General features: G+C 72.7%; 26 protein-coding genes, 4 tRNA genes and 4 pseudogenes. 17 read left to right on the top strand and 17 right to left on the bottom strand.

Features of this window, described 5'->3' with window-relative positions:
* Positions 1 to 46: 46 nt before the first annotated feature.
* The 3 genes from QUE47_RS04140 (at position 47) to purM (ending at position 3,246) form a co-directional block, all read left to right on the top strand.
* A complete protein-coding gene (locus tag QUE47_RS04140) occupies positions 47 to 406 on the top strand; it encodes a hypothetical protein (RefSeq protein WP_286218684.1) in 360 nt (119 codons plus the stop codon).
* Positions 407 to 481: 75 nt separating this feature from the next.
* Complete coding sequence (gene purF / locus QUE47_RS04135; protein WP_286218683.1) at positions 482 to 2,029, top strand: amidophosphoribosyltransferase; 1,548 nt, start codon at positions 482 to 484, stop codon at positions 2,027 to 2,029.
* A gap of 101 nt (positions 2,030 to 2,130) precedes the next feature.
* Complete coding sequence (gene purM, locus QUE47_RS04130; protein WP_286218682.1) at positions 2,131 to 3,246, top strand: phosphoribosylformylglycinamidine cyclo-ligase; 1,116 nt, start codon at positions 2,131 to 2,133, stop codon at positions 3,244 to 3,246.
* 218 nt (positions 3,247 to 3,464) lie between these two features.
* Here the strand turns inward: purM and QUE47_RS04125 are convergent, their stop codons facing one another.
* On the bottom strand, positions 3,465 to 3,662 hold the full coding sequence (locus tag QUE47_RS04125; RefSeq protein ID WP_286218681.1) for a DUF3073 domain-containing protein: 198 nt from the start codon (positions 3,660 to 3,662) through the stop codon (positions 3,465 to 3,467).
* Positions 3,663 to 3,992: 330 nt separating this feature from the next.
* Here QUE47_RS04125 and QUE47_RS04120 point away from each other — a divergent pair, with 330 nt between their 5' ends.
* Positions 3,993 to 4,202: a BldC family transcriptional regulator gene (locus QUE47_RS04120; protein WP_286218680.1), complete on the top strand. Its 210-nt coding sequence runs from the start codon at positions 3,993 to 3,995 to the stop codon at positions 4,200 to 4,202.
* A 141-nt stretch (positions 4,203 to 4,343) separates the two neighbouring features.
* Here the strand turns inward: QUE47_RS04120 and QUE47_RS04115 are convergent, their stop codons facing one another.
* From QUE47_RS04115 to QUE47_RS04095, 5 genes are all read right to left on the bottom strand, one after another.
* Positions 4,344 to 4,628: a DUF3618 domain-containing protein gene (locus QUE47_RS04115; RefSeq protein ID WP_286218679.1), complete on the bottom strand. Its 285-nt coding sequence runs from the start codon at positions 4,626 to 4,628 to the stop codon at positions 4,344 to 4,346.
* Positions 4,629 to 4,677: 49 nt separating this feature from the next.
* Positions 4,678 to 5,070 (bottom strand): phage holin family protein, encoded by a 393-nt coding sequence (locus QUE47_RS04110; RefSeq protein ID WP_286218678.1) that lies wholly within the window; start codon positions 5,068 to 5,070, stop codon positions 4,678 to 4,680.
* A 173-nt stretch (positions 5,071 to 5,243) separates the two neighbouring features.
* Positions 5,244 to 5,316 (bottom strand) — tRNA-Phe (locus QUE47_RS04105).
* A gap of 44 nt (positions 5,317 to 5,360) precedes the next feature.
* Positions 5,361 to 5,434: transfer RNA gene (locus QUE47_RS04100), tRNA-Asp, on the bottom strand.
* Positions 5,435 to 5,618: 184 nt separating this feature from the next.
* Positions 5,619 to 5,691: transfer RNA gene (locus QUE47_RS04095), tRNA-Glu, on the bottom strand.
* Positions 5,692 to 5,834: 143 nt separating this feature from the next.
* Between QUE47_RS04095 and QUE47_RS04090 the strand changes: the two genes are divergently transcribed.
* The 10 genes and pseudogenes from QUE47_RS04090 to QUE47_RS04050 all read left to right on the top strand — a co-directional run bounded on the left by QUE47_RS04090 (position 5,835) and on the right by QUE47_RS04050 (position 12,742).
* Positions 5,835 to 6,179, top strand: a complete 345-nt coding sequence (locus QUE47_RS04090; RefSeq protein WP_434019752.1) for a metallopeptidase family protein — start codon at positions 5,835 to 5,837, stop codon at positions 6,177 to 6,179.
* 61 nt (positions 6,180 to 6,240) lie between these two features.
* Positions 6,241 to 7,224, top strand: a complete 984-nt coding sequence (gene galE, locus QUE47_RS04085; protein ID WP_286218676.1) for a UDP-glucose 4-epimerase GalE — start codon at positions 6,241 to 6,243, stop codon at positions 7,222 to 7,224.
* Between the two features lie 51 nt (positions 7,225 to 7,275).
* On the top strand, positions 7,276 to 8,064 hold the full coding sequence (locus QUE47_RS04080; RefSeq protein WP_286218675.1) for a polyprenyl synthetase family protein: 789 nt from the start codon (positions 7,276 to 7,278) through the stop codon (positions 8,062 to 8,064).
* Positions 7,974 to 8,531 (top strand): polyprenyl synthetase family protein, encoded by a 558-nt coding sequence (locus QUE47_RS04075; protein WP_350227726.1) that lies wholly within the window; start codon positions 7,974 to 7,976, stop codon positions 8,529 to 8,531. The genes QUE47_RS04080 and QUE47_RS04075 overlap by 91 nt, the downstream gene beginning before the upstream one ends.
* Entirely contained in the window at positions 8,528 to 9,388 is an 861-nt protein-coding gene (locus tag QUE47_RS04070) for a phytoene/squalene synthase family protein (RefSeq protein WP_286218674.1), read from the top strand. The genes QUE47_RS04075 and QUE47_RS04070 overlap by 4 nt, the downstream gene beginning before the upstream one ends.
* Complete coding sequence (locus tag QUE47_RS16565; RefSeq protein WP_350227673.1) at positions 9,330 to 10,049, top strand: NAD(P)-binding protein; 720 nt, start codon at positions 9,330 to 9,332, stop codon at positions 10,047 to 10,049. Before QUE47_RS04070 ends, QUE47_RS16565 begins: the two co-directional genes overlap by 59 nt.
* A pseudogene (gene crtI, locus QUE47_RS04065) lies at positions 9,992 to 11,095 on the top strand (phytoene desaturase family protein); the annotation flags it as partial. The gene QUE47_RS16565 and the pseudogene crtI, both read left to right, overlap by 58 nt.
* Positions 11,092 to 11,436 (top strand): lycopene cyclase domain-containing protein, encoded by a 345-nt coding sequence (locus QUE47_RS04060; protein WP_286218673.1) that lies wholly within the window; start codon positions 11,092 to 11,094, stop codon positions 11,434 to 11,436. The pseudogene crtI and the gene QUE47_RS04060, both read left to right, overlap by 4 nt.
* A 115-nt stretch (positions 11,437 to 11,551) precedes the next feature.
* Positions 11,552 to 11,611, top strand: a pseudogene (locus QUE47_RS04055) (lycopene cyclase domain-containing protein); the annotation flags it as partial.
* A gap of 262 nt (positions 11,612 to 11,873) precedes the next feature.
* Positions 11,874 to 12,742: pseudogene (locus tag QUE47_RS04050) on the top strand (prenyltransferase).
* 12 nt (positions 12,743 to 12,754) lie between these two features.
* Here QUE47_RS04050 and QUE47_RS04045 read toward each other — a convergent pair.
* The gene (locus QUE47_RS04045; RefSeq protein ID WP_286218672.1) at positions 12,755 to 14,179 is read right to left on the bottom strand and encodes a M15 family metallopeptidase; all 1,425 of its coding nucleotides are present in this window, start codon (positions 14,177 to 14,179) and stop codon (positions 12,755 to 12,757) included.
* 390 nt (positions 14,180 to 14,569) lie between these two features.
* On the opposite strand from QUE47_RS04045, the gene QUE47_RS04040 reads away from it, so the two are divergent.
* On the top strand, positions 14,570 to 15,718 hold the full coding sequence (locus tag QUE47_RS04040) for a mechanosensitive ion channel family protein (protein ID WP_286218671.1): 1,149 nt from the start codon (positions 14,570 to 14,572) through the stop codon (positions 15,716 to 15,718).
* Positions 15,715 to 16,659, top strand: coding sequence for a hypothetical protein (locus QUE47_RS04035; protein ID WP_286218670.1), 945 nt, complete (start codon positions 15,715 to 15,717; stop codon positions 16,657 to 16,659). Before QUE47_RS04040 ends, QUE47_RS04035 begins: the two co-directional genes overlap by 4 nt.
* Positions 16,660 to 16,661: 2 nt before the next feature.
* Here QUE47_RS04035 and surE read toward each other — a convergent pair whose 3' ends face one another.
* From surE to QUE47_RS04005, 6 genes and pseudogenes are all read right to left on the bottom strand, one after another.
* A complete protein-coding gene (gene surE, locus QUE47_RS04030) occupies positions 16,662 to 17,432 on the bottom strand; it encodes a 5'/3'-nucleotidase SurE (protein ID WP_286218669.1) in 771 nt (256 codons plus the stop codon).
* Between the two features lie 128 nt (positions 17,433 to 17,560).
* Entirely contained in the window at positions 17,561 to 18,514 is a 954-nt protein-coding gene (locus QUE47_RS04025; RefSeq protein WP_286218668.1) for a 1-phosphofructokinase family hexose kinase, read from the bottom strand.
* 74 nt (positions 18,515 to 18,588) lie between these two features.
* The gene (locus QUE47_RS17345) at positions 18,589 to 19,086 is read right to left on the bottom strand and encodes a glycerophosphodiester phosphodiesterase (protein ID WP_491018455.1); all 498 of its coding nucleotides are present in this window, start codon (positions 19,084 to 19,086) and stop codon (positions 18,589 to 18,591) included.
* A gap of 105 nt (positions 19,087 to 19,191) precedes the next feature.
* Positions 19,192 to 19,265 (bottom strand): annotated as a pseudogene (locus tag QUE47_RS17340) (hypothetical protein); the annotation flags it as partial.
* 97 nt (positions 19,266 to 19,362) lie between these two features.
* The gene (locus QUE47_RS04010) at positions 19,363 to 20,085 is read right to left on the bottom strand and encodes a DedA family protein (protein ID WP_286218666.1); all 723 of its coding nucleotides are present in this window, start codon (positions 20,083 to 20,085) and stop codon (positions 19,363 to 19,365) included.
* A gap of 221 nt (positions 20,086 to 20,306) precedes the next feature.
* Positions 20,307 to 20,383, bottom strand: a tRNA-Lys gene (locus QUE47_RS04005).
* A gap of 289 nt (positions 20,384 to 20,672) precedes the next feature.
* On the opposite strand from QUE47_RS04005, the gene QUE47_RS04000 reads away from it, so the two are divergent.
* Positions 20,673 to 20,954 carry a Fe-S cluster assembly protein HesB gene (locus QUE47_RS04000; protein ID WP_286219382.1) on the top strand — a complete coding sequence of 94 codons (282 nt, stop codon included), beginning with the start codon at positions 20,673 to 20,675 and terminating at the stop codon, positions 20,952 to 20,954.
* Positions 20,955 to 21,036: 82 nt separating this feature from the next.
* On the opposite strand, the gene QUE47_RS03995 is transcribed toward QUE47_RS04000, so the two are convergent.
* The 4 genes from QUE47_RS03995 to QUE47_RS03980 form a co-directional block, all read right to left on the bottom strand.
* Positions 21,037 to 21,429, bottom strand: coding sequence for a hypothetical protein (locus tag QUE47_RS03995; RefSeq protein ID WP_286218665.1), 393 nt, complete (start codon positions 21,427 to 21,429; stop codon positions 21,037 to 21,039).
* A complete protein-coding gene (locus tag QUE47_RS03990; protein ID WP_286218664.1) occupies positions 21,426 to 21,740 on the bottom strand; it encodes a hypothetical protein in 315 nt (104 codons plus the stop codon). Before QUE47_RS03990 ends, QUE47_RS03995 begins: the two co-directional genes overlap by 4 nt.
* Positions 21,737 to 22,150, bottom strand: a complete 414-nt coding sequence (locus tag QUE47_RS03985; protein WP_286218663.1) for a DoxX family protein — start codon at positions 22,148 to 22,150, stop codon at positions 21,737 to 21,739. The genes QUE47_RS03990 and QUE47_RS03985 overlap by 4 nt, the downstream gene beginning before the upstream one ends.
* 89 nt (positions 22,151 to 22,239) lie before the next feature.
* Positions 22,240 to 23,019: a M50 family metallopeptidase gene (locus tag QUE47_RS03980; protein WP_286219381.1), complete on the bottom strand. Its 780-nt coding sequence runs from the start codon at positions 23,017 to 23,019 to the stop codon at positions 22,240 to 22,242.
* Positions 23,020 to 23,074: the final 55 nt, after the last annotated feature.

Below are 23,074 nucleotides of genomic sequence, written 5' to 3'. Positions count from 1 at the left end.
GTCGTGACGGTCACCGGCGGGGCCGACCCGCAGGTAGCCTCGTCGGGTGAGCAGCGACGGATCCGGCGACCGACCCGACACACAGTCCGAGGGGTCGCCCGAGCAGGTGGACGGTGTCGACCTGGGTGAGGCCGAGGTCGAGGACGTCGTCGACGTGACGACCGTGCGCCGTGCCCCCCGGTACAAGGCGTTCTTCTGGACCGGTGCCCTGGCGGGGATCGTCCTCGGTCTCGCGCTCGGGCTCTCGATGCTCGCGGGCGACGGTGGCGACGGACTCCTCAAGCCCGGGGTCTTCCTGACCGTGATCGTGCTCGGCACCACCACCTTCACCGTGCTGCTGGCGGGGGTCCTCGTGCTCCTCGCCGACCGTCGCAGCCTGCGCCGTCGCGGGCGCTCCTCCCGCTGACAGGCCTGTGATCAGGGGCGTCGTCGGCCACGGACGGGGCTCGGCCGCTCGCGGTCGCTGTGGGACAATGGCGGTGTGCCACTTCGCGGAGACGGACGACTCAGTCACGACCTGATGCCCGGCGAGAAGGGCCCGCAGGACGCCTGCGGGGTGTTCGGGGTCTGGGCTCCCGGCGAGGAGGTCGCCAAGCTCGCCTACTTCGGTCTCTACGCGCTGCAGCACCGCGGCCAGGAGTCGGCCGGCATCGCGACGAGCAACGGCGAGCAGATCCTCGTCTACAAGGACATGGGTCTCGTCTCCCAGGTGTTCGACGAGACCGCGCTCGGCGCGCTCCAGGGGCACCTCGCCGTCGGGCACTGCCGGTACTCCACGACCGGTGGGGTGACCTGGGAGAACGCGCAGCCGACGCTCGGCGCGACCCACAACGGCACGGTCGCGCTCGGGCACAACGGCAACCTGACGAACTCCGCCGACCTCGTGAACCTCGTCGCGGAACGCTACGGCGCGCAGCGCCGCGGCGAGCTCGCGCGTGGTAACACGACCGACACGGCGCTCGTCACCGCGCTCCTCGCGGGCGACGCGGACCACACGCTGGAGGCCACGGCGCTCGAGGTCCTGCCCAAGCTGCGCGGCGCGTTCTCGCTCGTCTTCATGGACGAGCGCACGCTGTACGCGGCCCGCGACCCGCAGGGCGTGCGTCCGCTCGTGCTCGGGCGGCTCGAGCGCGGCTGGGTCGTCGCCAGCGAGACTCCCGCGCTCGACATCGTCGGCGCGTCCTTCGTCCGCGAGGTCGAGCCCGGTGAGCTCATCGCGATCGACGAGCAGGGACTCCGGTCGACCCGGTTCGCCCCCATCGACCGCGCCGGCTGCGTCTTCGAGTACGTCTACCTGGCCCGGCCCGACACCTCCATCAACGGCCGCTCGGTGCACGCAGCACGCGTCGAGATGGGGCGGGTCCTCGCCAACGAGCACCCCGTCGAGGCCGACCTGGTCATGCCCGTGCCGGAGTCCGGCACCCCGGCGGCGGTCGGCTACGCCCAGGCCTCCGGGATCCCCTTCGGCCAGGGCCTGACGAAGAACGCCTACGTCGGGCGCACGTTCATCCAGCCGTCCGACACCCTGCGGCAGCTCGGGATCCGGCTCAAGCTCAATCCGCTGCGCGACGTGATCCGCGGCAAGCGCCTGGTCGTCGTCGACGACTCGATCGTCCGGGGCAACACCCAGCGCGCGCTGATCCGCATGCTGCGCGAGGCCGGGGCGGCCGAGGTGCACGTGCGGATCTCCTCGCCCCCCGTGAAGTGGCCGTGCTACTACGGCATCGACTTCGCGTCGCGCGCGGAGCTCATCGCGAACGGGCTCGGCCCCGCCGAGATCGGCTCGTCGCTCGGTGCGGACTCGCTCGGCTACATCTCCGAGAGCGGCATGATCGCGGCGACCGAGCAGTCGGAGTCGCAGCTCTGCACCGCATGCTTCACGGGGGACTACCCGATCACGCTGCCGCCGGAGCACCAGCTGGGCAAGGGCCTGCTCGAGCAGGCGGAGCTCCCGCTCGGTTCGCCCGAGGACGGCCTGCACTCGCTCAGCGTCGGGGCCGGGGGCGGCACCGCCCTCGACCACCCATGACCCGTCACCCCTGACCTAGCCCCATGACCAGCACGGCAGGGCGCGGCAGCCGCTGAGCAGCCGACCTGCCCGGGACCCGCCCACCGAACGACAGGACAGCCATGACCGACGCGCCCGAGGGCATCACCTACGCCGCAGCCGGAGTCGACACCGAGGCCGGGGACCGGGCCGTCGAGCTGATGAAGGACGCCGTCCGGCGCACGCACGGCCCCCAGGTGCTCGGCGGGGTCGGCGGTTTCGCGGGACTGTACGACTTCTCCGCGGTGTCGTCCTACCGCCGTCCGCTCCTGGCCACGTCGACCGACGGCGTCGGTACCAAGGTCGCGATCGCGCAGGCCATGGACGTGCACGACACGATCGGCTTCGACCTCGTCGGCATGGTCGTCGACGACATCGCCGTGGTCGGCGCCGAGCCGCTGTTCATGACCGACTACATCGCGTGCGGCAAGGTCCACCCGGAGAGGATCGCCGACGTCGTCCGCGGGATCGCCGCAGCGTGCGAGGTCGCCGGCACCGCGCTGGTCGGTGGCGAGACCGCCGAGCACCCCGGACTGCTCGGTGAGGACGAGTACGACGTCGCGGGTGCCGCGACCGGGGTCGTCGAGGCCGACGACCTCCTGGGGCCGGACAAGGTGACAGCCGGCGACGTCCTCATCGGGATGGCCGCCTCGGGGATCCACTCGAACGGATATTCGCTGGTGCGGGCCGTCGTCGGCCACGCCGGCTGGACGCTCGACCGGCACGTCGAGGAATTCGGCCGGACGCTCGGCGAGGAGCTGCTCGAGCCGACCCGCGTGTACTCGGCTGACTGCCTCGCGCTCGCGCGCGACCCGAAGGCTCAGGTCCACGCGTTCACGCACGTCACCGGTGGCGGGCTCGCCGCGAACCTCGCGCGGGTGCTCCCGGCAGGCCTCGTCGCGACGGTGGACCGGGCGAGCTGGGACGTCCCACCCGTGTTCCGCGTCGTCCGCGACCTCGGAGCGGTGCCCCGCACGGACCTGGAGAACACCCTGAACCTCGGTGTCGGCATGGTCGCCGTGGTGGGGAGCGAGGGGGCGGACGACGCGTTGGCGCGCTGCGCGGCCCTCGGCGTCCCGGCGTGGGTGCTCGGCCAGGTGGACCAGGACGACCCCGCGGCCGACCGTAGCGGCCTGGTGGCGGGCACGAAGGGCGTCGATGCCGGAGCGGTCCGGCTGGTCAACGACTACCGGGGCTGACGGGCTCCCAGCCCGGTCGCGTCAGGAGAGACGGGCGCCCAGCGCACCGGCTGCCCGGCCTGGTCGGCTCGGTGCCGGACGGCGACCGGCCCGAGCTCCCGGCGCGATCGTCAAGAACCTCGGCCGGCCAAGGGCCGACCCTGAGGTCGGCGACGGAACCACAGGCGTACGTCGACCGTGAGATCAGCCGCTGCGCGCGACATGGAGACGCCGGAGCGTCAACGCTCGTCGGACCACCGCGAGTAGTCGTCGTCCTCGGTGTCCGAGTCGTCGGACGGGCGACGGGACTCCGTCGCGACCCCGGTGCTGGGATGACCGAGCTCACGCTCGAGCGCCGCATAGTTGGTCTCGGGGCTGTAGTACTTCAGCTCCCGTGCAACCTTGGTGTGCTTTGCCTTCTGACGGCCGCGGCCCATGGCTCCGACCCCCTCAACTAGGAGCGGGGCGGCTGCGTGCTTCCACGCGCGGCCCCGGAATGTACTGTCGTATGTCCGGGGCAACGATACAACGGCCCGGGCTATTCCCTCCACCTGGCCGAGCGTGACGCGTGTCCCGTTCTGCTCTGCCGACCGCCCCGAGGTGCACCGTTCTGCGGGGAGAGCGGGCGGAGGGTTCAAACCCCTATAAGTTCACCCATTTCCCAAGAGGTGGAATCCGCCCATCCTGGGACAATGGTGCTTGGGCGCGATCCATTGTGTCATCGACCGTGGGGGTCGTCGGGACCGTGGCCGGACCGGAGGCGCGTCATGTCCAATCACGGAGATCCCGAGGTCTTGCTCACTCCTGCTGAGGTGGCTGCGCTGTTCCGGGTCGATCCGAAGACCGTGACGCGGTGGGCCAAGGCCGGCAAGATCTCCTCGATCCGGACGCTCGGCGGGCACCGCCGGTACAAGGAGTCCGAGGTCCGGGCGCTGCTCGGAGCGGCCAGCGAGGACGCTGACGAGAACCAGGCCTGAATCTAGGCGCCGACGAGAACCAGGGCTGATCCTAGGCCTGGACCAGGCTGCACCGTCCTGAAGAGCGCCTGGACCGCCCGGAACGACGTGCTGAATCGTCCCGAACGACGTGGTCCGGGTCTCAGGCGGACCCGGGGCGACTCAGGACCGGGTCGCGCGCACCACGATCGCCACGACGAGGGCCACGCCGGCGGCCGCGGTCGCGAGCAGCACCTTGGCGTTGCGGTCACGGTTGTCGACGCCCGGGAGCCCCTGCCCCGTGACGAAGTCCTTCGCGTCGTCCGCGGCCTGCTTCGCGGCGTCGGCGGCGTTCTTGGCCTGCGTCTTGGGGTGCAGCCGGGTGGTGAGCTCGTCGATCGTGGCTGCGAGCTCAGCGCGGGTGCGCGAGATCTCGGACTCGAGATCCGCCTGGGAGTCGTTGCTCACTTGCCCACCTTCGTCCCGTTGTCCGCCGCGGGGCCGGTGGCCCCGTCCTTCACCGCCGCGATGTCGTCCTTGACGCTCTGGATGGCCGTCTCGGGCGTCGGGGGACGCCGCGGGACAGCTGCTTCTTGCCGACGAGCGCGAGGACCGCGACGACGATCAGGATCGCGACACCGAGGATGAGGGCAGCGAGCCACGGCGCGAGCGCCTCGGCGATGCCGGCGTACGCGGCGAAGAAGAGCCAGCCGAGTCCGTAGAGCGCGAGCACACCAGCGGCCACGAAGAGCCCGATGGCGATGCCCGCGTGCGTGAGCTTCTTGGTCAGCTCCGTCTTGGCGAGCGCGATCTCCGAGCGGACGAGACGTGTCGCCTGCTCGGACAGCCGCTCGACCAGCGTGCCGATCGAGGGCTTGGGCGGCTCTCGGCCGTCGTCCCAGTCACTCATGTGTCACCCTTCCAGCCACGGCCACCGACGGGACCACTCAACAGGGACCCGGTGGCCGACGCAAGTCGCTGGGGTCTCGGCGGTCCGGTGAGGTCGGCCGGGTGAGCCCAGGTATTCGAGGTGTGCGGGCATGACGAAGGCCCCGGGAGTGATCCCGGGGCCTTCGTGGTGGGTGGCTCCGACCGGCGTCGATCCGGTGACCTTTCGATTTTCAGTCGAACGCTCTACCAACTGAGCTACAGAGCCCTGACACGAACGCCCGGTCATGATGACCGGGCGGACTTGCCGAGCGACCCTGACGGGACTTGAACCCGCGACCTCCGCCGTGACAGGGCGGCGCGCTAACCAACTGCGCTACAGGGCCTTGCTGGTCCGCCGTGCGAACCGAGAGAACCTTACCCCACGTGGGGCGCAGACTTAAAATCGTCTGTCGACCGCGGTGGAGCAGGTGTGGGTGGCGCTCGGAGACACTGGCTCCCCGCTCCGTCGAGCATCGCTTTCGGGGGTGGGGCTGGCCGGTCCACGTCTCCTGGTGCCTTTCCGAACCGTACCCCCAACGGGATTCGAACCCGTGCTACCGCCGTGAAAGGGCGGGGTCCTAGGCCGCTAGACGATGGGGGCCCGTCCGAGGCCTCCCGGGCCGACGGCATCGGCCGAGGGTCGCCGGGGTGCGGCAAGGACGGACCTCAGCATACGGCGGCGCGCGAGCGCCGCGCAAAGCCCGGGCTGCACTCCGGATGGGGGACGATGGTGCGGTGGTGGAGATGACGCGCGAAGACTTCGAGGCAGCCGTCAGCGACGCCCTGGACCTCGTGCCCCGAGAGTTGACCGATCAGATGGACAACGTGGTGGTGCTCGTCGAGGACGATGCCCCGTCCGAGGACCCGACCCTGCTCGGGCTCTACGAGGGCGTCCCCCTCACGGAGCGCGACCTGGGGTGGGCCGCCGGCGCCCTGCCTGATCGCATCACGGTGTTCCGCAACCCGACCCTGGCGTTCTGCCAGGATCGCGACGAGGTGGTCGAGGAGGTCGCGGTCACGGTGGTGCACGAGATCGCGCACCACTTCGGCATCGACGACGAGCGGCTCCACGCCCTCGGATGGGGCTGACACAAACAAACGTAATCCAACAATGCTGAACAAATCGCCGCATCGGCGGTAGCCTGACGGCATGACGATTCTGGTGACCGGCGGAGCGGGCTACATCGGGGCACACGTGGTGCGCCTCCTTCAGGAGAGCGGCGAGCGCGTCGTGGTGGTCGACGACCTGAGCACGGGTCGCGCGGACCGCGTGGGCGAGGCGCCGCTGGTCGAGTGCGACCTGGCCGCGCCGGAGGCGCCCGAGCTGCTCGAGCGCGTCATGCGCGAGCACTCGGTCACGGCCGTGGTCCACTTCGCCGCGCGCAAGCAGGTCGGCGAGTCGGTGGAGAAGCCGGCCTGGTACTACCAGCAGAACGTCGGCGGGCTCACCAACCTCCTCACCGCGATGGAGGTCGCGAAGGTCGATCGCCTGGTGTTCTCGTCCAGCGCTGCGGCCTACGGCATGCCTGCGGTGTCGCTCGTCGAGGAGAAGCTGCACGCGGAGCCGATCAACCCCTACGGGGAGACCAAGCTGATCTGCGAGTGGCTCGCGCGCGCCGCGGCCCGGGCGTGGGGCCTGCGCTTCGTCGCCCTCCGCTACTTCAACGTCGCCGGGGCCGGGTGGCCCGACCTGGGCGACCCCGCGGTGCTGAACCTCGTACCGATGGTGCTCGACCGGTTGGAGCGCGGCGAGCGCCCCAAGATCTTCGGGGACGACTACCCGACGCCCGACGGCACGTGCATCCGCGACTACATCCACGTGCGCGACCTCGCCGACGCCCACGTCGCGTCCCTGCAGTACCTGGAGTCCGCCGAGCGGGAGCACGACGTGTTCAACGTGGGCACCGGGACGGGGGCCTCGGTGCGCGAGGTGATCGACCAGATCGGTGCCGTCTCCGGCCTCGACGTGACGGCCGACGTCCTGCCGCGCCGCGCCGGGGACCCGCCGCAGCTGGTCGCCTCTCCCGAGCGCATCAACACCGTGCTCGGCTGGCAGGCGGAGCGCGACCTGCCGGTCATCATCGCGTCCGCATGGGAGGCGTGGCAGGCCGGCCCGCGACGCATCGACGTCTGACGGACGCCTGACAACGGTTGCTCGGCGCAAAGTCCTCAGTATGCTGAGTAAATGCTCGACGACCATGCCGGCCCGCGCTCGGGACTCGCCTGGCCGGATCTCCGCGACGGCGGGACGGCCGTCGAGTCGCCGGGGGTCGTCGCCGCGCCCACGGGCCTTGCTCGACCTACTTCTCGACCCGGAGCTCGACCCGGTGCTCCCCGCCAGGGCCAGCCCTCGCTCGGGGAGCTCGTCGAGCGGCGGCTGACCGACGTGCGCGGGGCGCTCGACGCGTACATGACGGAGTCCTCGGGCGTCGCGGAGGCGCTCCACCCCGTGGCCGGGCGGCTGTGGTCCGACCTCGCCGAGCAGATCGGCGGCAAGCTGGTGCGGCCCCGGCTCGTCCTGACCGCGTACCACGGCCTGCTCGACGGTGAGGGTCCGGCGTCGGACGGCGTCCCGCCCCTGGCGTCGGAGAGCGGCGGCGTGGCCGCGGTGGCGGCCGCACAGGAGCTGCTGCACACCGCGATGCTCGTCCACGACGACCTGCTGGATCACGACGAGCAGCGGCGCGGGCGTCCCAACCTCGCCGGCATGCAGCGCGCCCGCGACCGCGACTCAGGTCGCGACCCCGCGGCGTCCGACGACCGTGTCCAGGCCGCCGCGGTCCTCGGCGGGGACCTCGCGATCTCGGCCGCCGTCGAGATCGTGCTGCGCGCGCCGCTGGCGCCCGCCATCCAGACGGAGCTGGTCTCCTCCTCGTCCGCTCGATCCATACGACCGTCGCGGGCGAGCTGCTCGACATCGTCAGCCAGACGCAGGGCGCGCAGTCGGTCGACACCGAGCGCGTCGCACGGCTGAAGACCGCCACGTACACCTGCACCGTCCCGCTCCTGTCGGGGGCGGTGCTCGCGGGCGCCGGGGCGGCCGAGCGCCGCGCGCTCGAGGCGTTCGGCGACCCGGTCGGCATCGCCTTCCAGCTCGTCGACGACCTGCTCGGCGTGTTCGGCGACCCCGGGGTCACGGGCAAGTCGGTCCTCTCGGACCTGCGGGAGGGCAAGCGGACCCACCTGCTCGCCATCACGTACCGACGCGCGGACGGCCGGGACCGGGAGCTGCTCGACCGGCTCGTGGGTGACCCCGACCTCGACGAGACCGGCGCCGAGCAGGTGCGCGGGCTGATGGTGCGCCACGGCGCGGTGGACGCCGTCCGGGACCGCGTCGACGAGCTCGTGCGGCGAGCCCTCGACGCGACGGACGCCCTGCCGCCCGCACTGCGGGACGAGCTGACGAGCCTCACGCACCGGCTGACGGAGCGCGCCGCATGAAGCGCCCGACGGGCGCCGACCTCTACGACCGCGCGGCGGCTCGCGCGTCGCACGCCGTGCTCTCCGAGTACTCGACGTCGTTCGGCCTGGGGTCCCGGCTCCTCGGCCCGTCGATGCGGCGCCACATCGAGGCGGTCTACGGGCTGGTGAGGATCGCCGACGAGATCGTGGACACCTATCGCGGCCCGGGCGCCGGCGAGGCCCTGGACCGGCTGGAGGCGGAGGCGACCAGCGCCGTGGCCACGGGATGGTCCTCCGACCTCGTGGTCCACTCGTTCGCCCGCACGGCGCGCGCGGTCGACATCCGCGACACGGAGACGGTGCCGTTCTTCGACTCGATGCGCATGGACCTGACCGTGCGGGCCCACGACAAGGCGAGCTACGAGCGATACGTCTACGGGTCGGCGGAGGTCGTCGGCCTCATGTGCCTCCAGGTGTTCCTCAACGCGGCAGGGAAGTTTCCTGGTGAGGAGCCCCGACGACCGGACGCCTCGACCGCCCAGGGCGCGCAGGCGCTCGGTGCCGCGTTCCAGAAGATCAACTTCCTCCGGGACCTTCGCGAGGACGCAGAGCTCGGGCGCAGCTACTTTCCAGGGGTGCGCCCCGACACCTTCGACCAGGAGACTCTCGACATGCTGCTCGCCGAGATCCGGACCGACGTCGCGGACGCGCGCGCCGCGCTGCCCGCCCTCGCGCGCCGCCCGCGGGCCGCCGTGGCGGCGACCCTCGCGCTCTACGACCGTCTCCTGACGCGGCTCGAGGCCGCGTCGCCCGAGGATCTGTGGAACCGCCGGGTGCGTGTCCCCGACGCCGAGAAGCTCGCGGTGGCGGCGTTCGCCGCGGTGCGCGCCCGGTGACCGGCTCCCGGACGCAGCCGCAGCGCGTCGTCGTGGTGGGGGCGGGATCGGGGGTCTCGCCACCGCTGCGCTGCTCGGCCGCGGCGGCGCGGAGGTGACCCTCCTGGAACGGCGGGACGTGCTGGGCGGTCGTGCCGGGACCCGGACCGACGACGGCTTCCGCTTCGACACCGGACCTTCGTGGTACTTCATGCCCGAGGTGTTCGAGCACTTCTTCGCACTCTTCGGCGAGGAGGTCTCCCAGCACCTCGACCTGGTGCCGCTCGACCCCGCGTACCGGGTGTTCTACGAGCCCGAGCAGCCGGGGCCGAGCACCGACGCCGAGCAGCTCACGATCGGGCGCGACAGCGCGGCGAACTGGCGGGCGATCGACCGCCTGGAACCCGGGGCGGGCGAACGGGTGCGCCGGTACGTGGAGCGCTCCGGCGAGGCCTACCGGCTCGCCCTCGACCACTTCCTGTACACCACCTTCGAGCGCCCTGACCGGCTGCTCGGCGCGTCGACGCTCCGCCGGCTGCCGCGCCTCGCGCGTCTCCTGGCGACCTCCTCGACGCGGAGGTCCGCCGGGCGGCCTCCGACCCGCGCGTCCAGCAGGTCCTCGGCTACCACGCGGTCTTCCTGGGGTCGTCCCCCTACCGGGTCCCGGCCCTCTACAGCCTGATGAGCCACCTCGACCTCGGGGACGGTGTGCTCTACCCGCGGGGCGGCATGTTCACGCTGATCGAGGCCGTCGAGAAGCTCGCCCGCGACGCGGGCGTCGCGGTCCGGACGGGGGCGGACGTCGTCGCGATCGAGACCGAGCCGGTCCGGTCCGAGCACGGCGGGGTCAGGGGACTGGTCGCCGGGCGCATCCCCGGGTCCCGTCCGCGGGCCCGGGTCAGCGGCGTGCAGCTCGCCGACGGCGAGGTGATCCCGGCGGACGTCGTCGTCTCCGGCGCCGACCGGTTCCACACCGAGACCGAGCTGCTGGCCCCCGGGCTCGCCGACCACCCGGCCGCGAGCTGGGAGCGGCGGGGTCCGGGGATCTCCGCGCTCCTCGTCATGGCGGGCGTGCGCGGGGAGCTGCCGGAGCTGCCGCACCACTCCCTGTTCTTCACCCACGACTGGCCGCAGAACTTCGCCGACGTGCTGGGCGACGGCCCGGGCAGCCCGGTCGCCGACCTCCAGGTGCCACTGCCCGCGTCGCTCTACGTGTCACGGACGTCCGCGACCGACACCGCGACGTCCGACACGCCTGCGGCCCCGGCGGGGCACGAGAACATCTTCGTCCTCGTCCCGTTCCCGGCCGACGAGCGGCTCGGCGCCAACGGCGCCTCGCAGGAGCGGCTCGAGGCCCTCGCCGACGCGTACCTGGAGCAGGTGGGGGCCTGGGCCGGGATCCCGGACCTGGTCGGCCGCGTGGTGACCCGGCGCGTCGTCGGGCCCGCGCACTTCCACCAGGACCTGCACGCGTGGCGGGGGACGGCGCTCGGCATGGAGCACACGCTGCGGCAGTCCGCGATGATGCGCCTCGGCAACCGCTCACGGCGTGTCGACGGGCTCTTCCACGTCGGCGGGGGCACGATCCCCGGCGTGGGACTCCCGATGTGCGTGATCAGCGCCGAGCTCGTGGCCAAGCAGCTGCTCGGCGAGACGTCGTCGCGCCCGCTGCCGACGCCGCTGCGGCCCGGGTTCCTCGACGCGTCCCGCCGCCGGACGCGCGCGTGAGCGAGTTCGACCCGGTCGGGCTGGTCTACCTCGGCGCGCTCGCGGTCTCGCTCGGGGGCCTCGCCGTCCTGGACCGACGCTTCGGCCTGGCCTTCTGGGACCGGCCCGGTCGGACGGCGGTGTGCGTCGCCGTGGGCGTCGCGTTCTTCCTCCTCTGGGACCTCGCGGGGCTGGCGCTCGGGATCTTCGCCCGCGGGGACTCTCCGCACATGACCGGGATCCTGCTGGCCCCCGAGCTGCCCGTCGAGGAAGCCGTGTTCCTGACGCTCCTGTGCTACTGCACGCTGCTGGTGTGGCGCGCGGCCGACCGGAAGGTCGCCGGACGGAGGGGGACGCCATGACGAACATCGTCCTCAACGTCGCGGTCGTCGCGGTGCTCGCCGTGATCTGCGTCCCGGTGCTGCGCCGACGGACCCCGGCACCCGGACGGTGCCGCTGCTCGTCGCGGCACTCGTGATGCTGCTGCTCACGCTCGTCTTCGACACGATCATGATCGCCGTCGGGCTGTACACGTACGCGCCCGACAAGATCCTCGGGGTCTGGATCTGGGGTGCTCCGATCGAGGACTTCTTCTACCCCTCGCGGCGGTCCTGCTGGTGCCGGCGCTCTGGACCCTCATGGAGAGGCGCACCAGCGGCGCCGCCAGCACGGGTAGCACCACCGGCACGGGTAGCACCACCGGCACGGGTAGCACCACCGGCACGGCCGACGGCTCGGGGCCGACGATCGGAGCCGCGGAGTGACCGCCGACGCCCGGACCCCGGACAGGTACGCCTCCCTGCGAGCGGTCGTGGCCGCGTCCCGACCGTTCTCCTGGGTCAACACGGCGTACCCGTTCGCGGCGGGCTACCTCGTGGCGACCGGTGGGCGCATCGACCTCACGCTCGTCCTCGGGACGATCTACTTCCTCGTGCCCTACAACCTGCTGATGTACGGCATCAACGACGTCTTCGACTACGAGTCCGACCTGCGGAACCCGCGCAAGGGCGGCATCGAGGGCGGGCTCGTGGACCGCAAGGTCGCGCGGGCGACGCACCGGCGGATCCTGCTCGCGGCCGTGGCGACGAACCTGCCGTTCCTCGTCTGGCTGCTCTCCGTGGGGGACCTCGCCGCGAACCTCGTGCTGACGGTCGTCGTCTTCCTCGTGATCGCGTACTCGGCGCCCGGCCTGCGCTTCAAGGAGCGGGCGTTCGTCGACTCCTTCACGTCAGCGATGCACTTCGTCGGGCCGCTGCTGTACGCGCTCGTGCTCGTGGGCGCGCCGCTCGGTGCTCGGGACGTCTGGCCGGTGCTCGTGGCGTTCGTGCTGTGGGGGCCGCGTCGCAGGCCTTCGGGGCCGTCCAGGACGTCCTGCCGGACCGCGCCGCGGGCCTGGGTTCGGTGGCGACCGTCATCGGCGCCCGGCGCACCGTCCTGGTCTCGGGCGCGGCCTACCTGCTCGCCGGGCTCGTGCTGCTGGTGCTGCCCTGGCCGGGGGTGCTGGCCGCAGTGCTCCCGCTGCCGTACCTGGTGAACGTGCTGCGCTTCGCGAACGTCGGCGACGACGACGCGGAACGGACCAACGCCGGGTGGCGCGTCTTCCTGTGGCTCAACCTCGCCACCGGCTTCCTGGTGACGATGCTGCTGATCGCCGCGAACTGGGCGTAGACCCTCGGGCGGTCAGGACGGGTCGCCGTACTCCCAGTGCCACGGCTCGGGGAGCGAGCCGCCGGACCGGGCCCAGCTCGGGTTGTCCCAGCCGTACGAGGGAGCGTTCTCGCGCATCCAGAGGTACCGCGGGTCGCCGTAGCCGCCGATCGCGTTGCCGATGTCGACGGCGACGGCCCAGCCGTGGTTCGACGTGCCCGGCGTGGCGGCGAACCGGCCGCGGGACGCCTTGGCGGCCACCTGGCCGGCGTAGGAGCGGTAGGAGTCGGACATCGCGATGTCCACGCCGAACTCCGCCTTGTAGGCGTTGTTGAGCGCCTCGAGCTCGTGCGCCGCGTCGCAGCGGACGAGGTGACCCGGTGCGAAGTCCGGGGTGCAGAGGATCGACGAGGGGATCTGGCCGTTCGAGTAGCCCTCGGTGCTCGTCGCCATCTCGGCGAGCATCGCAGCCTCCTCGGCGGCCTCCTCGGCCTCCTTCGCAGCCTTCGCGGCGGCCTCCTCGGCCTCCTTCTCGGCCTTCGCGGCTTCCTTCTCGGCCTTCGCCGCCGCGATCTCCTCTTCCGTGGGTGCAGGCGTGACGCTGATCGGCGCCGTCACCGGAGCGGAGTCGAGCAGGGCGCGCAGATCCTGAGTGGCCTTCTCGATCTCGGCCGTGATCGGGGCCGCCTCGGTACCGGACTCGTCGGCGGCAGCCCCGGTGTCGGTGTCGGTGTCGGTCTCGTCGGAGGTGACCTCCGGGTCAGCGGGAGCCTGGTCGTCGGCCGGTGCATCGACCTCGTCAGAGGTGGCCTCCGGGTCGGCGGGCGTCTCGACCTCGTCAGCCTTGTCGCCCCCGTCGCCGTCCGTGCTCGCGTCGTCGGCCCCGGCCTGCTCCGACCCGGCGTCGTCGGACGCGCTCGCGGTGGTCGAGGAGTCCTCGTCCAGCGACTCGCGAGCGTCCGTCCGGCTGGCGCGGTCGTCGGTCCGGTCCGCGCTCTGGGCGTCGTCGGTGTCCGTCGCGGTGTCGGTGTCGGTGGCGGTAGCGGTGTCGGTGGAGGCGGTCGGCGCGGCCTCGACGAGCTTCTCGAGCTCTTCCTGGGCCGCGGCGATCTCGGCCAGGGTGTCCTCGTCGGCGACGGAGGCGGTCGACGTCACGTAGCGCGCGCGGCTCAGCGCGGACGACGCGTCGTCCACGATCGCAGTGGTCCGCGCGTCGAGGCGACGCTCCTCGCTCTCGCCGGCGGAGGACTCGCCCTCTGCGGTGATCGGGATCGGGGAACCCGGGACGAGCGCCGCCGACGCCCCGGTGACCCCGAGGGCGGCCATCGCGACCCCGGCACCGAGGCCGAGAGGGGAGCGGGACGTGGGCCGAGCCGAGCACGCGGCGCGGACGGAGCGCGTGGCGGACGTCGCGAGCCCCGCCCAGAGGGGCTGCCGCTCGGCGGTGTGCCGGCCCATCAGGCGAGCCCTCGCCGGGGCGCGCCGAAGGTGCGCTCGGCGGCGTCGGGGCTGGTCGCTGTGGCTCGGGTCACGCTCGGCATCCATTCCTCGGGACATGGCTCGACCCGCACTCGACGAGGGGTACGAGCTCGTCGTTGCGGGTCGTGCATCCATGGTGTCTGACAGTTGACGGTGGGTTGTCCCCATTCAGGGCCGGTGTGGAGGAGGCTCTGCGGGGAGCGCGTGGAGAGAACGTGAAGGTCGGGCGCTTCAGGTCACGGAGCGATTACGGAAGACGCTCCACACGCCGACCAGATGTGTCTCGGCCGTCGTGGGCACACTGTCAGTAGTGCTCCGAGCGGTGCCGGCCCTCAGCCCGGGTCCAGCGGGCCTCGTTAGGGTTCAGGCATGGACGACCCGAACATCTCCGAGGCGGCGCAGGAGGCCTACAACGTCGTCGTCACGCTCGTGATCGCGGCGATCGGCCTGGCTGCGGCGCTCGTCATCTCGATCATCCTCGGGGTGGTGATGCGCCGGATCGGCCGCCGAGCGCCGCTGGCCCGGCGCGTCTCCGAGCGCATGCGGCGGCCGATGCAGGGTGTGCTGGCGACGATCGCCCTGATCGTCGCGGTCCAGGTGTCCGTGCCGCGCGAGGAGGTCGTGTGGCGGGCGCCCGTGAACCACGTCCTCGTCATCGTGCTCATCGGCTTCGGGGCGTGGCTCCTGGGAGCGCTCGCGCTCGTGCTCGAGGACCACATGCTCGACCGGTTCACCGTGACCCCCGAGGGTGCCTCCGCCGACGACCGGCACAGCCGCCGGGCACGGACCCAGATCCAGGTGATCCGACGCCTGACCGTCGCGGCCGTCGTGATCATCGGCATCGGCGGTGCGCTCCTGACGTTCCCCGGCGCGCGGGCCGCCGGCGCGTCGCTCTTCGCGTCGGCCGGCCTGGTCTCCGTGATCGCGGGTCTCGCGGCGCAGACCACGCTGTCGAACGTCTTCGCCGGGATGCAGATCGCGTTCACCGACGGGATCAGGGTCGACGACGTCGTGGTGCTCGAGGGGGAGTGGGGGCGGATCGAGGAGATCACCCTGACCTACGTCGTCGTGCACCTGTGGGACGACCGGCGGCTGATCCTGCCGTCCACCTTCTTCACGACCACCCCGTTCGAGAACTGGACGCGGCGGCAGTCCGCGCTCCTCGGGACGGTCGAGCTCGAGCTGGACTGGGAGGTGCCCCTCGACGCCATGCGCTCGGTCCTCAAGGGCCTCCTCGTCGAGTCGCGGCTCTGGGACGAGCGGGTCGGCGTCATCCAGGTGACCGACGCGACGGGCGGCAGGGTGACGGTGCGCGCCACCGTCTCGGCCGCCGACGCAGGGACGCTGTGGGACCTGCGCTGCTTCGTCCGCGAAGGACTGGTCTCGTGGCTGCACCAGTGGGCCCCGCAGGCGCTGCCCCGGACCAGGCTCGGTGACTCGGTGACCCGGGACGAGGCCCCCAGATCTCCGCACCGACGAGCGACGTCCAGGCGGTCGCCGCCCGGGTGGACGGCGTGATCCCCGGGTCGACCGCCGGGGTCCGGGCTGCGAGCGGTCCGCAGGAGGAGTCGGCCCCGGTCGAGCAGGCCGACGGCGAACCGGTCTTCGACCTGCGCGGCGCGCACCCCGGCCGGTCGTCGTGGCGGCGTCGGCGCAACCTGCGCCGGGTCCGGGCCGACGCCGAGCAGGCCGCGGTCCTGTCCGTCTCAGGACCGACGCCGAGCGACGATGCGACGACGGTCCTGAGCGCCGCCGACGTGCCGCTCCGCGACACCGACGTCCGCCTGGACGGTCGCCCCGTGAACGCGTCCACCGACACGTCGTCCGACGCAACACCCGACGCACGGGGCGACGAGTCCTCCGCCGCCCCGAAGGACGAGCGGGGCCGGCAGGACGAGGACAACGCGAACGACGAGCGGACCGAGCACGACGCGCACGGGCGCACCGGTTCCACCGGATCGGCCGGCGCCGGTACGGGCACGAGCACCCCGGGCGCGAGCGGCCCGAACGGTGTGGAGCCCGCCTCCGAGGGATCGTTCAGCGCCGGTTCGTCAGGGGGCGCCACAGCGGCCGCCGCCGACGCGACCCAGGACGAGACCGCCGTCGGCGCCCGTCAGACCGGCGAGTACGAGGTGTCGCCGACCCTCCGCGAGTCCGCGCTGTTCAGCGGCAGCGAGGCAGGGATCGAGCGGTCGAAGGCGTTCGCCGGTCCCGGTGACGACGTCTACCACCAGCGCGAGGAGGCCGAGCGCAGCCGGTCCGGGGAGACCGGCGAGGTCCCTGCCGACGCGACACCCGAGGAGGGCGACCCGGACCTGGGCGGCGGGACGTCGTCCGACGATCTCCAAGGGCTGAGCCCGCAGGAGGCGAAGCGGCGCGACCCCGAGGGCCGCCGTGCGCCGCGCGGCGGCGACGCCACCGGCAGCGAGGGCGGCGACGGGAGCCCGGGCGAGGGCTGAGGTCACTCGCGACGCGGCGGGGCCCCGATCTCCGGGAACGCGGTGGCGCGGTCCGCGTAGGGGCCGCGCAGCAGCGTGGCCGTCGCCCAGCCGCGGCCGAGCAGTCCGGCGTCCGACTCCGGCTCGAGCGATACGTCCGTGCCCGTGTAGCGGAGCGTCAGGTTGCGGTCGTCGTGCTCGTGGATGCGCGCCGAGACCGCGCCGAACGTCGCGAGGGGCGCCTGGCGCAGCCCGCGCAGCCGGTCGGGGGCGACGTCGGGCACGTTGAGGTTGAGCACCCGCCCCGACAGGTCGTTCTCCAGCGCCCACGCGAGCCCGTGGTCGGTGACGGAGCGGGCGGTCGCCCAGTGCTGCGGCGTCGACGAGTCGATGGAGACCGCGACCGCCTTGATGCCGTGGGTCATCGCCGAGAGGGCCGCGCCGACGGTCCCCGAGTGCAGGACGGCGTTGCCCGTGTTCGCGCCCAGATTCACCCCCGAGAGCACCAGGTCGGGCTTGGGGCCGAACCCGCCGTAGGCGGCGACGAAGGTGATGAGCGCCGGGGCGGCGCGCACGGCGAGGGACGTGACGCCGTCCGGCAGGTCGGGGGCATCGACCTGGTCGACGACCAGCCGGCCGTCCTTCTCTGCGCCGAGCAGCGAGGCGCTCGCGCCCGAGGACTCGCGGGCGGGGGCGGCGACGACCACCTCGAACCCGGCGTCCTGCGCGGCGCCCGCGAGGACCGCCAGCCCGGGCGAACCGATGCCGTCGTCGTTCGTGATGAGTGCTCTCACGGTGCTCCTCGTCCGGTGCTGTCTCGTCCGCTGCTGTCTCGTGGGTCGTGGGTCGTGGGTCGTGGGTCGTGGGTCGTGGGTCGTGGGTCGTGGGTCGTGGGTCGTACGGCTCTGGTCGCGTGCCCGCCTCAGTCCAGCGTGCGGACCTTGATCCGCCGGGCGAAGCGCTCGATCTGGTCACGCCGCCCGGTACCGAGGCCGCGGCGGGTCACGTTGAGCGCTCCGGCAGCGGCACCGAGGCGGACGGCGTCGGTCAGGTCCAGCCCGCGGCCCAGCCCGACCCCGATGCCGGCCGTCATCGAGTCGCCCGCCCCGCGATGGTCGACGGTGGTGATGCGCGGGGTCTTGAGCATGAGGGTGCGGTCCGGGGTGACCACGAGCGTCGGCTTCTCGGCGCGGGAGACGACGATCGCGCGCGGGCCGCCCGAGAGCATCTCGCGGGCCGCGCGCAGCAGCTCCTTCTCGTCACCGTTCGCCGCGAAGCCGCCGGCGACGAGCTCCTCGTGGCTGATCTTCAGTACGGCTCCCGGGGCCTGGGCGGCCGCGGCGGCCTGCTTGCCGGACAGGTCGGCGACGACCAGACGCTCCGAGGCGTCGAGGTCGCGCACGAGACGACCGAAGAAGCTCGACGGGACGCCGACCTGGGCGCTCGCCCCCGTGACGATGCAGACCTCGGACTCGAGCGCCGAGACGAGCACGGTCCCGTACAGGTCGTCGAGCTCGTGACGGTCGAGGGTGTGCGGCGGCATGACGGCGATCTCCTGCCGCGTGCCGTCCATGCGGTCGTGGACGTAGGCGCCGTTCGCGGACGTCGTGGTGGTCCGCAGGTCGAGGTTCTCCGCGCGGGCCAGGTGGGCGACGACCGAGCCGGCCTCCCCGCCGAACGGTCCGCAGACGACGACCTCGGCGCCGAGCGAGTACGCCATGCGTCCGAGCCAGAGCCCCTGCCCGCCCGCGTGCACGTGGACCTCGGGAGTGGTCTCGTCAGGTCCCGACGGCTCGATCTCGACGGTGAGCTGGGGCTCCAGGGCGAGGACGCAGACCTTGGGGGTCCGGGGCGGGGGCGGCGCGTCGCTCGTCATGCACCGTGAGCGTAGGGCGCCGGGACCCCCTGTCACGGGTGCCGGGCACGTAGCGCCGCCGGGGCGACAAGAATTCACATGCCGGTGACGTGGGGTTCCGCGCCGTCCGCCCCGCTGGAGCGACCGTCCAGCCAGCCCACCAGCCGCTCGGGGTGGTCGGTCATGATCGCGTCGACGCCGAGGGCCGTGACGCGGGCCCAGTCGTCGGCGGTGTTCGGCGTCCAGGTCATCACGCGGATCCCGGCGTCGTGCAGGTCCCCGACGAGCTCGGGGTGGTCGGCGAGGAGCCGGTGGTCCGGGTTGCACGTCCACACCCCGAGGTCGAGGCAGCGTGCCACGGTCTCGGGGTCGTGGTCCTCGACCAGGAGCCCGCGCCGCAGGTGCGGTGCGACCTCGCGGACGGTGGCGACGACGTCCGGCCGGAACGACTTGAGGAGCACCCGGTCGTCGAGGCCCGCGGCGTGGACCTGCTCGACGACGGGCGTGATCTCGTCGGCGCTCCAAGGCCCCTTGAGCTCGAGCAGCAGCTCGAAGCCGTCGTGGCGCAGCGCGAGGTCGACGACCTCGTCCAGCGTGGGGATGCGCTGGCCCGCGAACGCGGGGAGTGCTTCGCTCCCGGGTCGAGAGCGCGGACCTCCGCGAGGTCGAGGTCTGCCACAGCGCCCGAGCCGTCCGTGACCCGGTCGACGACCGGGTCGTGGATGACGACGATCTGGCCGTCCGTCGTCCGCCGCAGGTCGAGCTCGGTGCCGGCGGCGCCGGACCGAGCCGCCGACTCGAAGGCGGCGAGGGTGTTCTGGGGGCGGCGGCCGAGCTGCCGCGATGGCCGAGGACTACGGGGCGGTGGTTCACGCGTCCAGTGAAGCCGATGCTGAGGTCCCGGGCTCGCTGTCGGAGCCGTCTGCCCTGCCGTCGGGAGCCTCGGCGTGCTTGTGCTTGCGGCGGTCGCGCAGCACGCGCACGAGGACCGGCGTCACGAAGAGCACGACGAGCCCGACGAGGACGAGGTCCAGGTAGGTGCTGACGAAGTGCGAGACGCCCGGGATGCTGCCCAGCGCGTAGCCGAGGGTGACGAGGAGCCCGACCCAGGCGATCGCGCCGGCGGCGTTCCAGGCGGAGAACGACCGCCGCGGCATGCGCCCGACGCCGGCGGCGACCGGGGCGACCGTGCGGACGACGGCCACGAACCGGGCCAGGCCGACCGTCGCCGGGCCGAACCGGTCGAAGAACTGCTCGGCGCGGGCGACGCTCTCCTTGCTGATGAAGCCCGATTCTTTGCGCTCGAACACGGCGGGGCCGCCGCGGCGTCCGATCTCGTAGCCCAGCTCGCCGCCGATGATCGTCGCCGAGGTCACCAGCACCAGCACGAGCCACAGTGGTTGGCTGATCTCGCCCGAGACGGTCAGGACCCCGGTCACGAACAGCAGCGTGTCGCCCGGGAGGAAGAAGCCGAGGAGAAGGCCCGTCTCGGCGAAGACGATCGCGCAGACCAGTACGAGGGCCCACACCCCGGCGCTCTCGAGCCAGGAGCTGACGTCGAACAAGGACGTCGTGGCGATGGCGAGATGCATAGGGATCCGATCGGACGGGCGGGAGCGGTGCACCCCGTCGTGCATGCGGTCGGTCGTGGTTCGTCACGGTCGGGCGCGGGGACGGGTGCTGGCGCGCCCGACCTCGTGAGTCTACGCGCCGGTTCGTGCGGTGCGAACGAGTTCAGCGGGGGCCTCGACGGGCCGCCGGCGGCGAAGGTGCCGCGTGCCAGGGATCGCGTGAGCGACGGCGCGGGAGACGGTGGGTGGGCCCCCGGGGCTCGAACCCGGAACCTACGGATTAAAAGTCCGCAGCTCTGCCAGTTGAGCTAGAGGCCCTGGACCTGCGCGGCAGCGCCGCGGGGTCCGGCGCCAAGGCTACGCGATCGGCCGCCCCGGGCCGCACCCGCACGGAGCGGAGGAGGCTACGTCGATCGCCGCCGTCCTGTCACGCGCTGTCTTGCTGCGCGAGAGACACGCCGCACATCGCTGTCCACTCTTGCGCCCGGCAGCCGTCGTTGGTTTGTTGGGGAGTGACCGAGAGGGCTGCGGACGGTAAGTGCGGCCGGCAGATGCCGGCAGTGCCCGCAGCGCCTCCCCCGGCGACGAGAGGAGATCTCGTGCTCACCATGACCGACAGTGCCAGCACCGCAGTGAACGACCTGACGACCCAGGCCGGAGTACCCGAGGGCGGTGGCCTGCGCATCGCGGAGTCCGCCGAGCAGTCCGGGAGCTTCGAGCTCGCACTCGTGCCGTCCCCTCAGCCTGACGACGCGGTCGTCGAGAACGGGGACGCCAAGGTGTTCGTCGAGACCGCCACCGTGGCGACGCTCGACAACCTCCAGCTCGACACGGACCCGAACGCGCAGGGTCCGGCGTTCGTGCTCGCCCCGCAGCAGGCCGCGGGCTGAGGTAGCAGCACCAGAGCTTTTCGACGACGGGTCGTCCGCCACCGGCGGGCGGCCCGTCGTCGCGCGTGCGCGGCCCGGCAGATCAGGGGTACGAGACGACCAGCGACCCGAGCCCGGCAGCGCTCCTCAGGTCGTAGTACGGACCCGACTCGTCGAACCCGGGCGTCGTGGTCTCCGTGCCCGCAGCGATCCCTTCGAGCGTCTCCCCGGCGATCTTCGCCGTGCCCGCCCCCGCGGACGTCGACCAGCGCAGCCCGACGTCGGAGGGGATCTCGATCTCCAGCGAGTCGAGGCCCGCGGTCTGCTCGATGGGGACGACCTCCTTCGGTCGTGGCAGCTCGAAGGTGCCGGACGACGCCCCGTTCGCCAGGGTCAGCCGCGCCAGTGTCGTGCGGGCCAGGTCGGCGTCGATGTTCTCGACGCCCGCCTCGATCTCGATGGTCCACGCCACGCCCGCGTCGAGGTGGATCGTCACCTCTCCGCCGTCGATCTGGACGGCGTGGGGTTCCCCTCGGAGCCGTCGTCACCCTGGATCTCACCGAGCCGCGGTGCCGTGTTCGCGTCGGTCGCACCCACGGAGACCAGCGTCCCCTCGGAGGCGTCGGTCCGGAACGTCAGTCCGTTCGCGCCGCCCTTGATCAGCAGGTGACCGGCGGTCGCGCCGTCGTTGTCGGCGGAGACGGCGCCCCGCTCGTCGGGTCCGCCGCGCCCGTCGGTGCAGGCGCCCAGGGCCACGGCAGCGCTCAGCACCAGCGCGGCGACACCCGTCGCCCTACGGCGGTTCACGCGTCCTCCCCGGCCGCGCGACGCCGTCCGGCCACGCGGAGCGCCCACGCGACGAGGGGGACCTGCAGCGGCAGGCGCCCCCAGGCGACGGCCGGGCGCATCGCCCAGGAGCGGGCGTCGGGCCGCGAGTCGAGGGCCATCTTCACGTTCCCGGGGAACACCCCGACGAACAGGGCGGCGCTCGCGTAGCCGCCGACCCGCCGGGTCGCGGGGACGGCGACGAGCGCAGCGCACGCGAGCTCGGCGACGCCGCTGCCGAGGACCCAGGCGCGCGGCGAGCCGAGCGCCGCGGGGATCAGCCGCTCGAAGGTCCGGGGGTGGACGAAGTGGAGGACGCCGGTCACGGTCAGCGCGCCCGCGAGGCCCAGGGCAGCGGCGGTCGGGGCGGCGGGGGAGTCGGCTGACGGCATGGGGCCGACGGTAGTCGGTCGGGCCCCTGACGGCACGCAGATCCGGCCGGCCGGGTGCGCGGGCTCGTCATGCGCGCCGGCGAGCGCGATCAGGCGCCGAAAGGTGCGGGGCCGAGGATCCAGACGGCGCCGAGCACGGCGCAGCCCGCCGTGACGAGGAGGAACACCCCGACCCACACGAGCCCGGGGACCCCGGTCAGCCTGGCGAGAGCGTCGGCGTCGGACGTCGGCGCGCGACCGCCCGCGCGCTCCGCCTGCAGCTCGAGGACGGGGCGCACGGCCCCGAGCAGGAGGAACCACGTGACCGCGTACGCGACCGCGGACTGCGCAGCCGGCTCGAGGAACCACGAGACGAGCACGAGCGCCGTGCCGCTGACCAGCACCGACCACAGCCCGAACCAGTTGCGGATCTGCAGCAGCAGCAGCGCCAGGAGCAGGACGAGCAACCACAGGAGCCCGACGGCGTACCCCTGACGGAGCAGGGCGGCGGCGCCGAGGCCGACGAGCCCGGGCGCGACGTACCCCATGAGGGTCGTGAAGATCATGCCCGGACCGCGAGGGCGCCCGTAGGAGACCGTGAGGCCGGAGGTGTCCGAGTGCAGGCGGATCCCGGTGAGCTTGCGACCCGTCACGAGCGCGGCGACCCCATGCCCGCCCTCGTGGGCGATGGTCACGAGATGGCGGGCGACCCGCCAGACCGGGGTCACCACCACGATCGTCAGGGCGATGGCCGCGGTGACGACGACCACGGCCGCCGAGGGCGGGTCCACCGGTGTGGTGGCCGCGGTCCAGACGTGCGCGACGACGTCCGACACCGAGGCGAAGAACCCGGTGCCGCCCGGTCCGTCGCTCGCGGCGACGGCCGCCAGCGCGCTCACGTGACGATCACGGCGCTATGGAACCACACGCGGCAACCTCGGTGGC

This window comes from Paraoerskovia sediminicola, from assembly GCF_030296575.1.
GTDB lineage: Bacteria > Actinomycetota > Actinomycetes > Actinomycetales > Cellulomonadaceae > Paraoerskovia > Paraoerskovia sediminicola.
This window is presented reverse-complemented; position numbering and strand designations above follow the sequence as displayed.

What these genes read in the sequence shown, in the direction of transcription:
- purM (WP_286218682.1), top strand. Translation starts at nt 2,131, where the DNA reads ATGACCGACGCGCCCGAGGGCATCACCTACGCCGCAGCCGGAGTCGAC.
- QUE47_RS04125 (WP_286218681.1), bottom strand. Translation starts at nt 3,662, where the DNA reads ATGGGCCGCGGCCGTCAGAAGGCAAAGCACACCAAGGTTGCACGGGAG.
- QUE47_RS04120 (WP_286218680.1), top strand. Translation starts at nt 3,993, where the DNA reads ATGTCCAATCACGGAGATCCCGAGGTCTTGCTCACTCCTGCTGAGGTG.
- QUE47_RS04110 (WP_286218678.1), bottom strand. Translation starts at nt 5,070, where the DNA reads ATGAGTGACTGGGACGACGGCCGAGAGCCGCCCAAGCCCTCGATCGGC.
- QUE47_RS04090 (WP_434019752.1), top strand. Translation starts at nt 5,835, where the DNA reads ATGACGCGCGAAGACTTCGAGGCAGCCGTCAGCGACGCCCTGGACCTC.
- galE (WP_286218676.1), top strand. Translation starts at nt 6,241, where the DNA reads ATGACGATTCTGGTGACCGGCGGAGCGGGCTACATCGGGGCACACGTG.
- QUE47_RS04080 (WP_286218675.1), top strand. Translation starts at nt 7,276, where the DNA reads ATGCTCGACGACCATGCCGGCCCGCGCTCGGGACTCGCCTGGCCGGAT.
- QUE47_RS04070 (WP_286218674.1), top strand. Translation starts at nt 8,528, where the DNA reads ATGAAGCGCCCGACGGGCGCCGACCTCTACGACCGCGCGGCGGCTCGC.
- QUE47_RS04045 (WP_286218672.1), bottom strand. Translation starts at nt 14,179, where the DNA reads ATGGGCCGGCACACCGCCGAGCGGCAGCCCCTCTGGGCGGGGCTCGCG.
- QUE47_RS04040 (WP_286218671.1), top strand. Translation starts at nt 14,570, where the DNA reads ATGGACGACCCGAACATCTCCGAGGCGGCGCAGGAGGCCTACAACGTC.
- QUE47_RS04025 (WP_286218668.1), bottom strand. Translation starts at nt 18,514, where the DNA reads ATGACGAGCGACGCGCCGCCCCCGCCCCGGACCCCCAAGGTCTGCGTC.
- QUE47_RS04010 (WP_286218666.1), bottom strand. Translation starts at nt 20,085, where the DNA reads ATGCATCTCGCCATCGCCACGACGTCCTTGTTCGACGTCAGCTCCTGG.
- QUE47_RS04000 (WP_286219382.1), top strand. Translation starts at nt 20,673, where the DNA reads ATGACCGACAGTGCCAGCACCGCAGTGAACGACCTGACGACCCAGGCC.
- QUE47_RS03985 (WP_286218663.1), bottom strand. Translation starts at nt 22,150, where the DNA reads ATGCCGTCAGCCGACTCCCCCGCCGCCCCGACCGCCGCTGCCCTGGGC.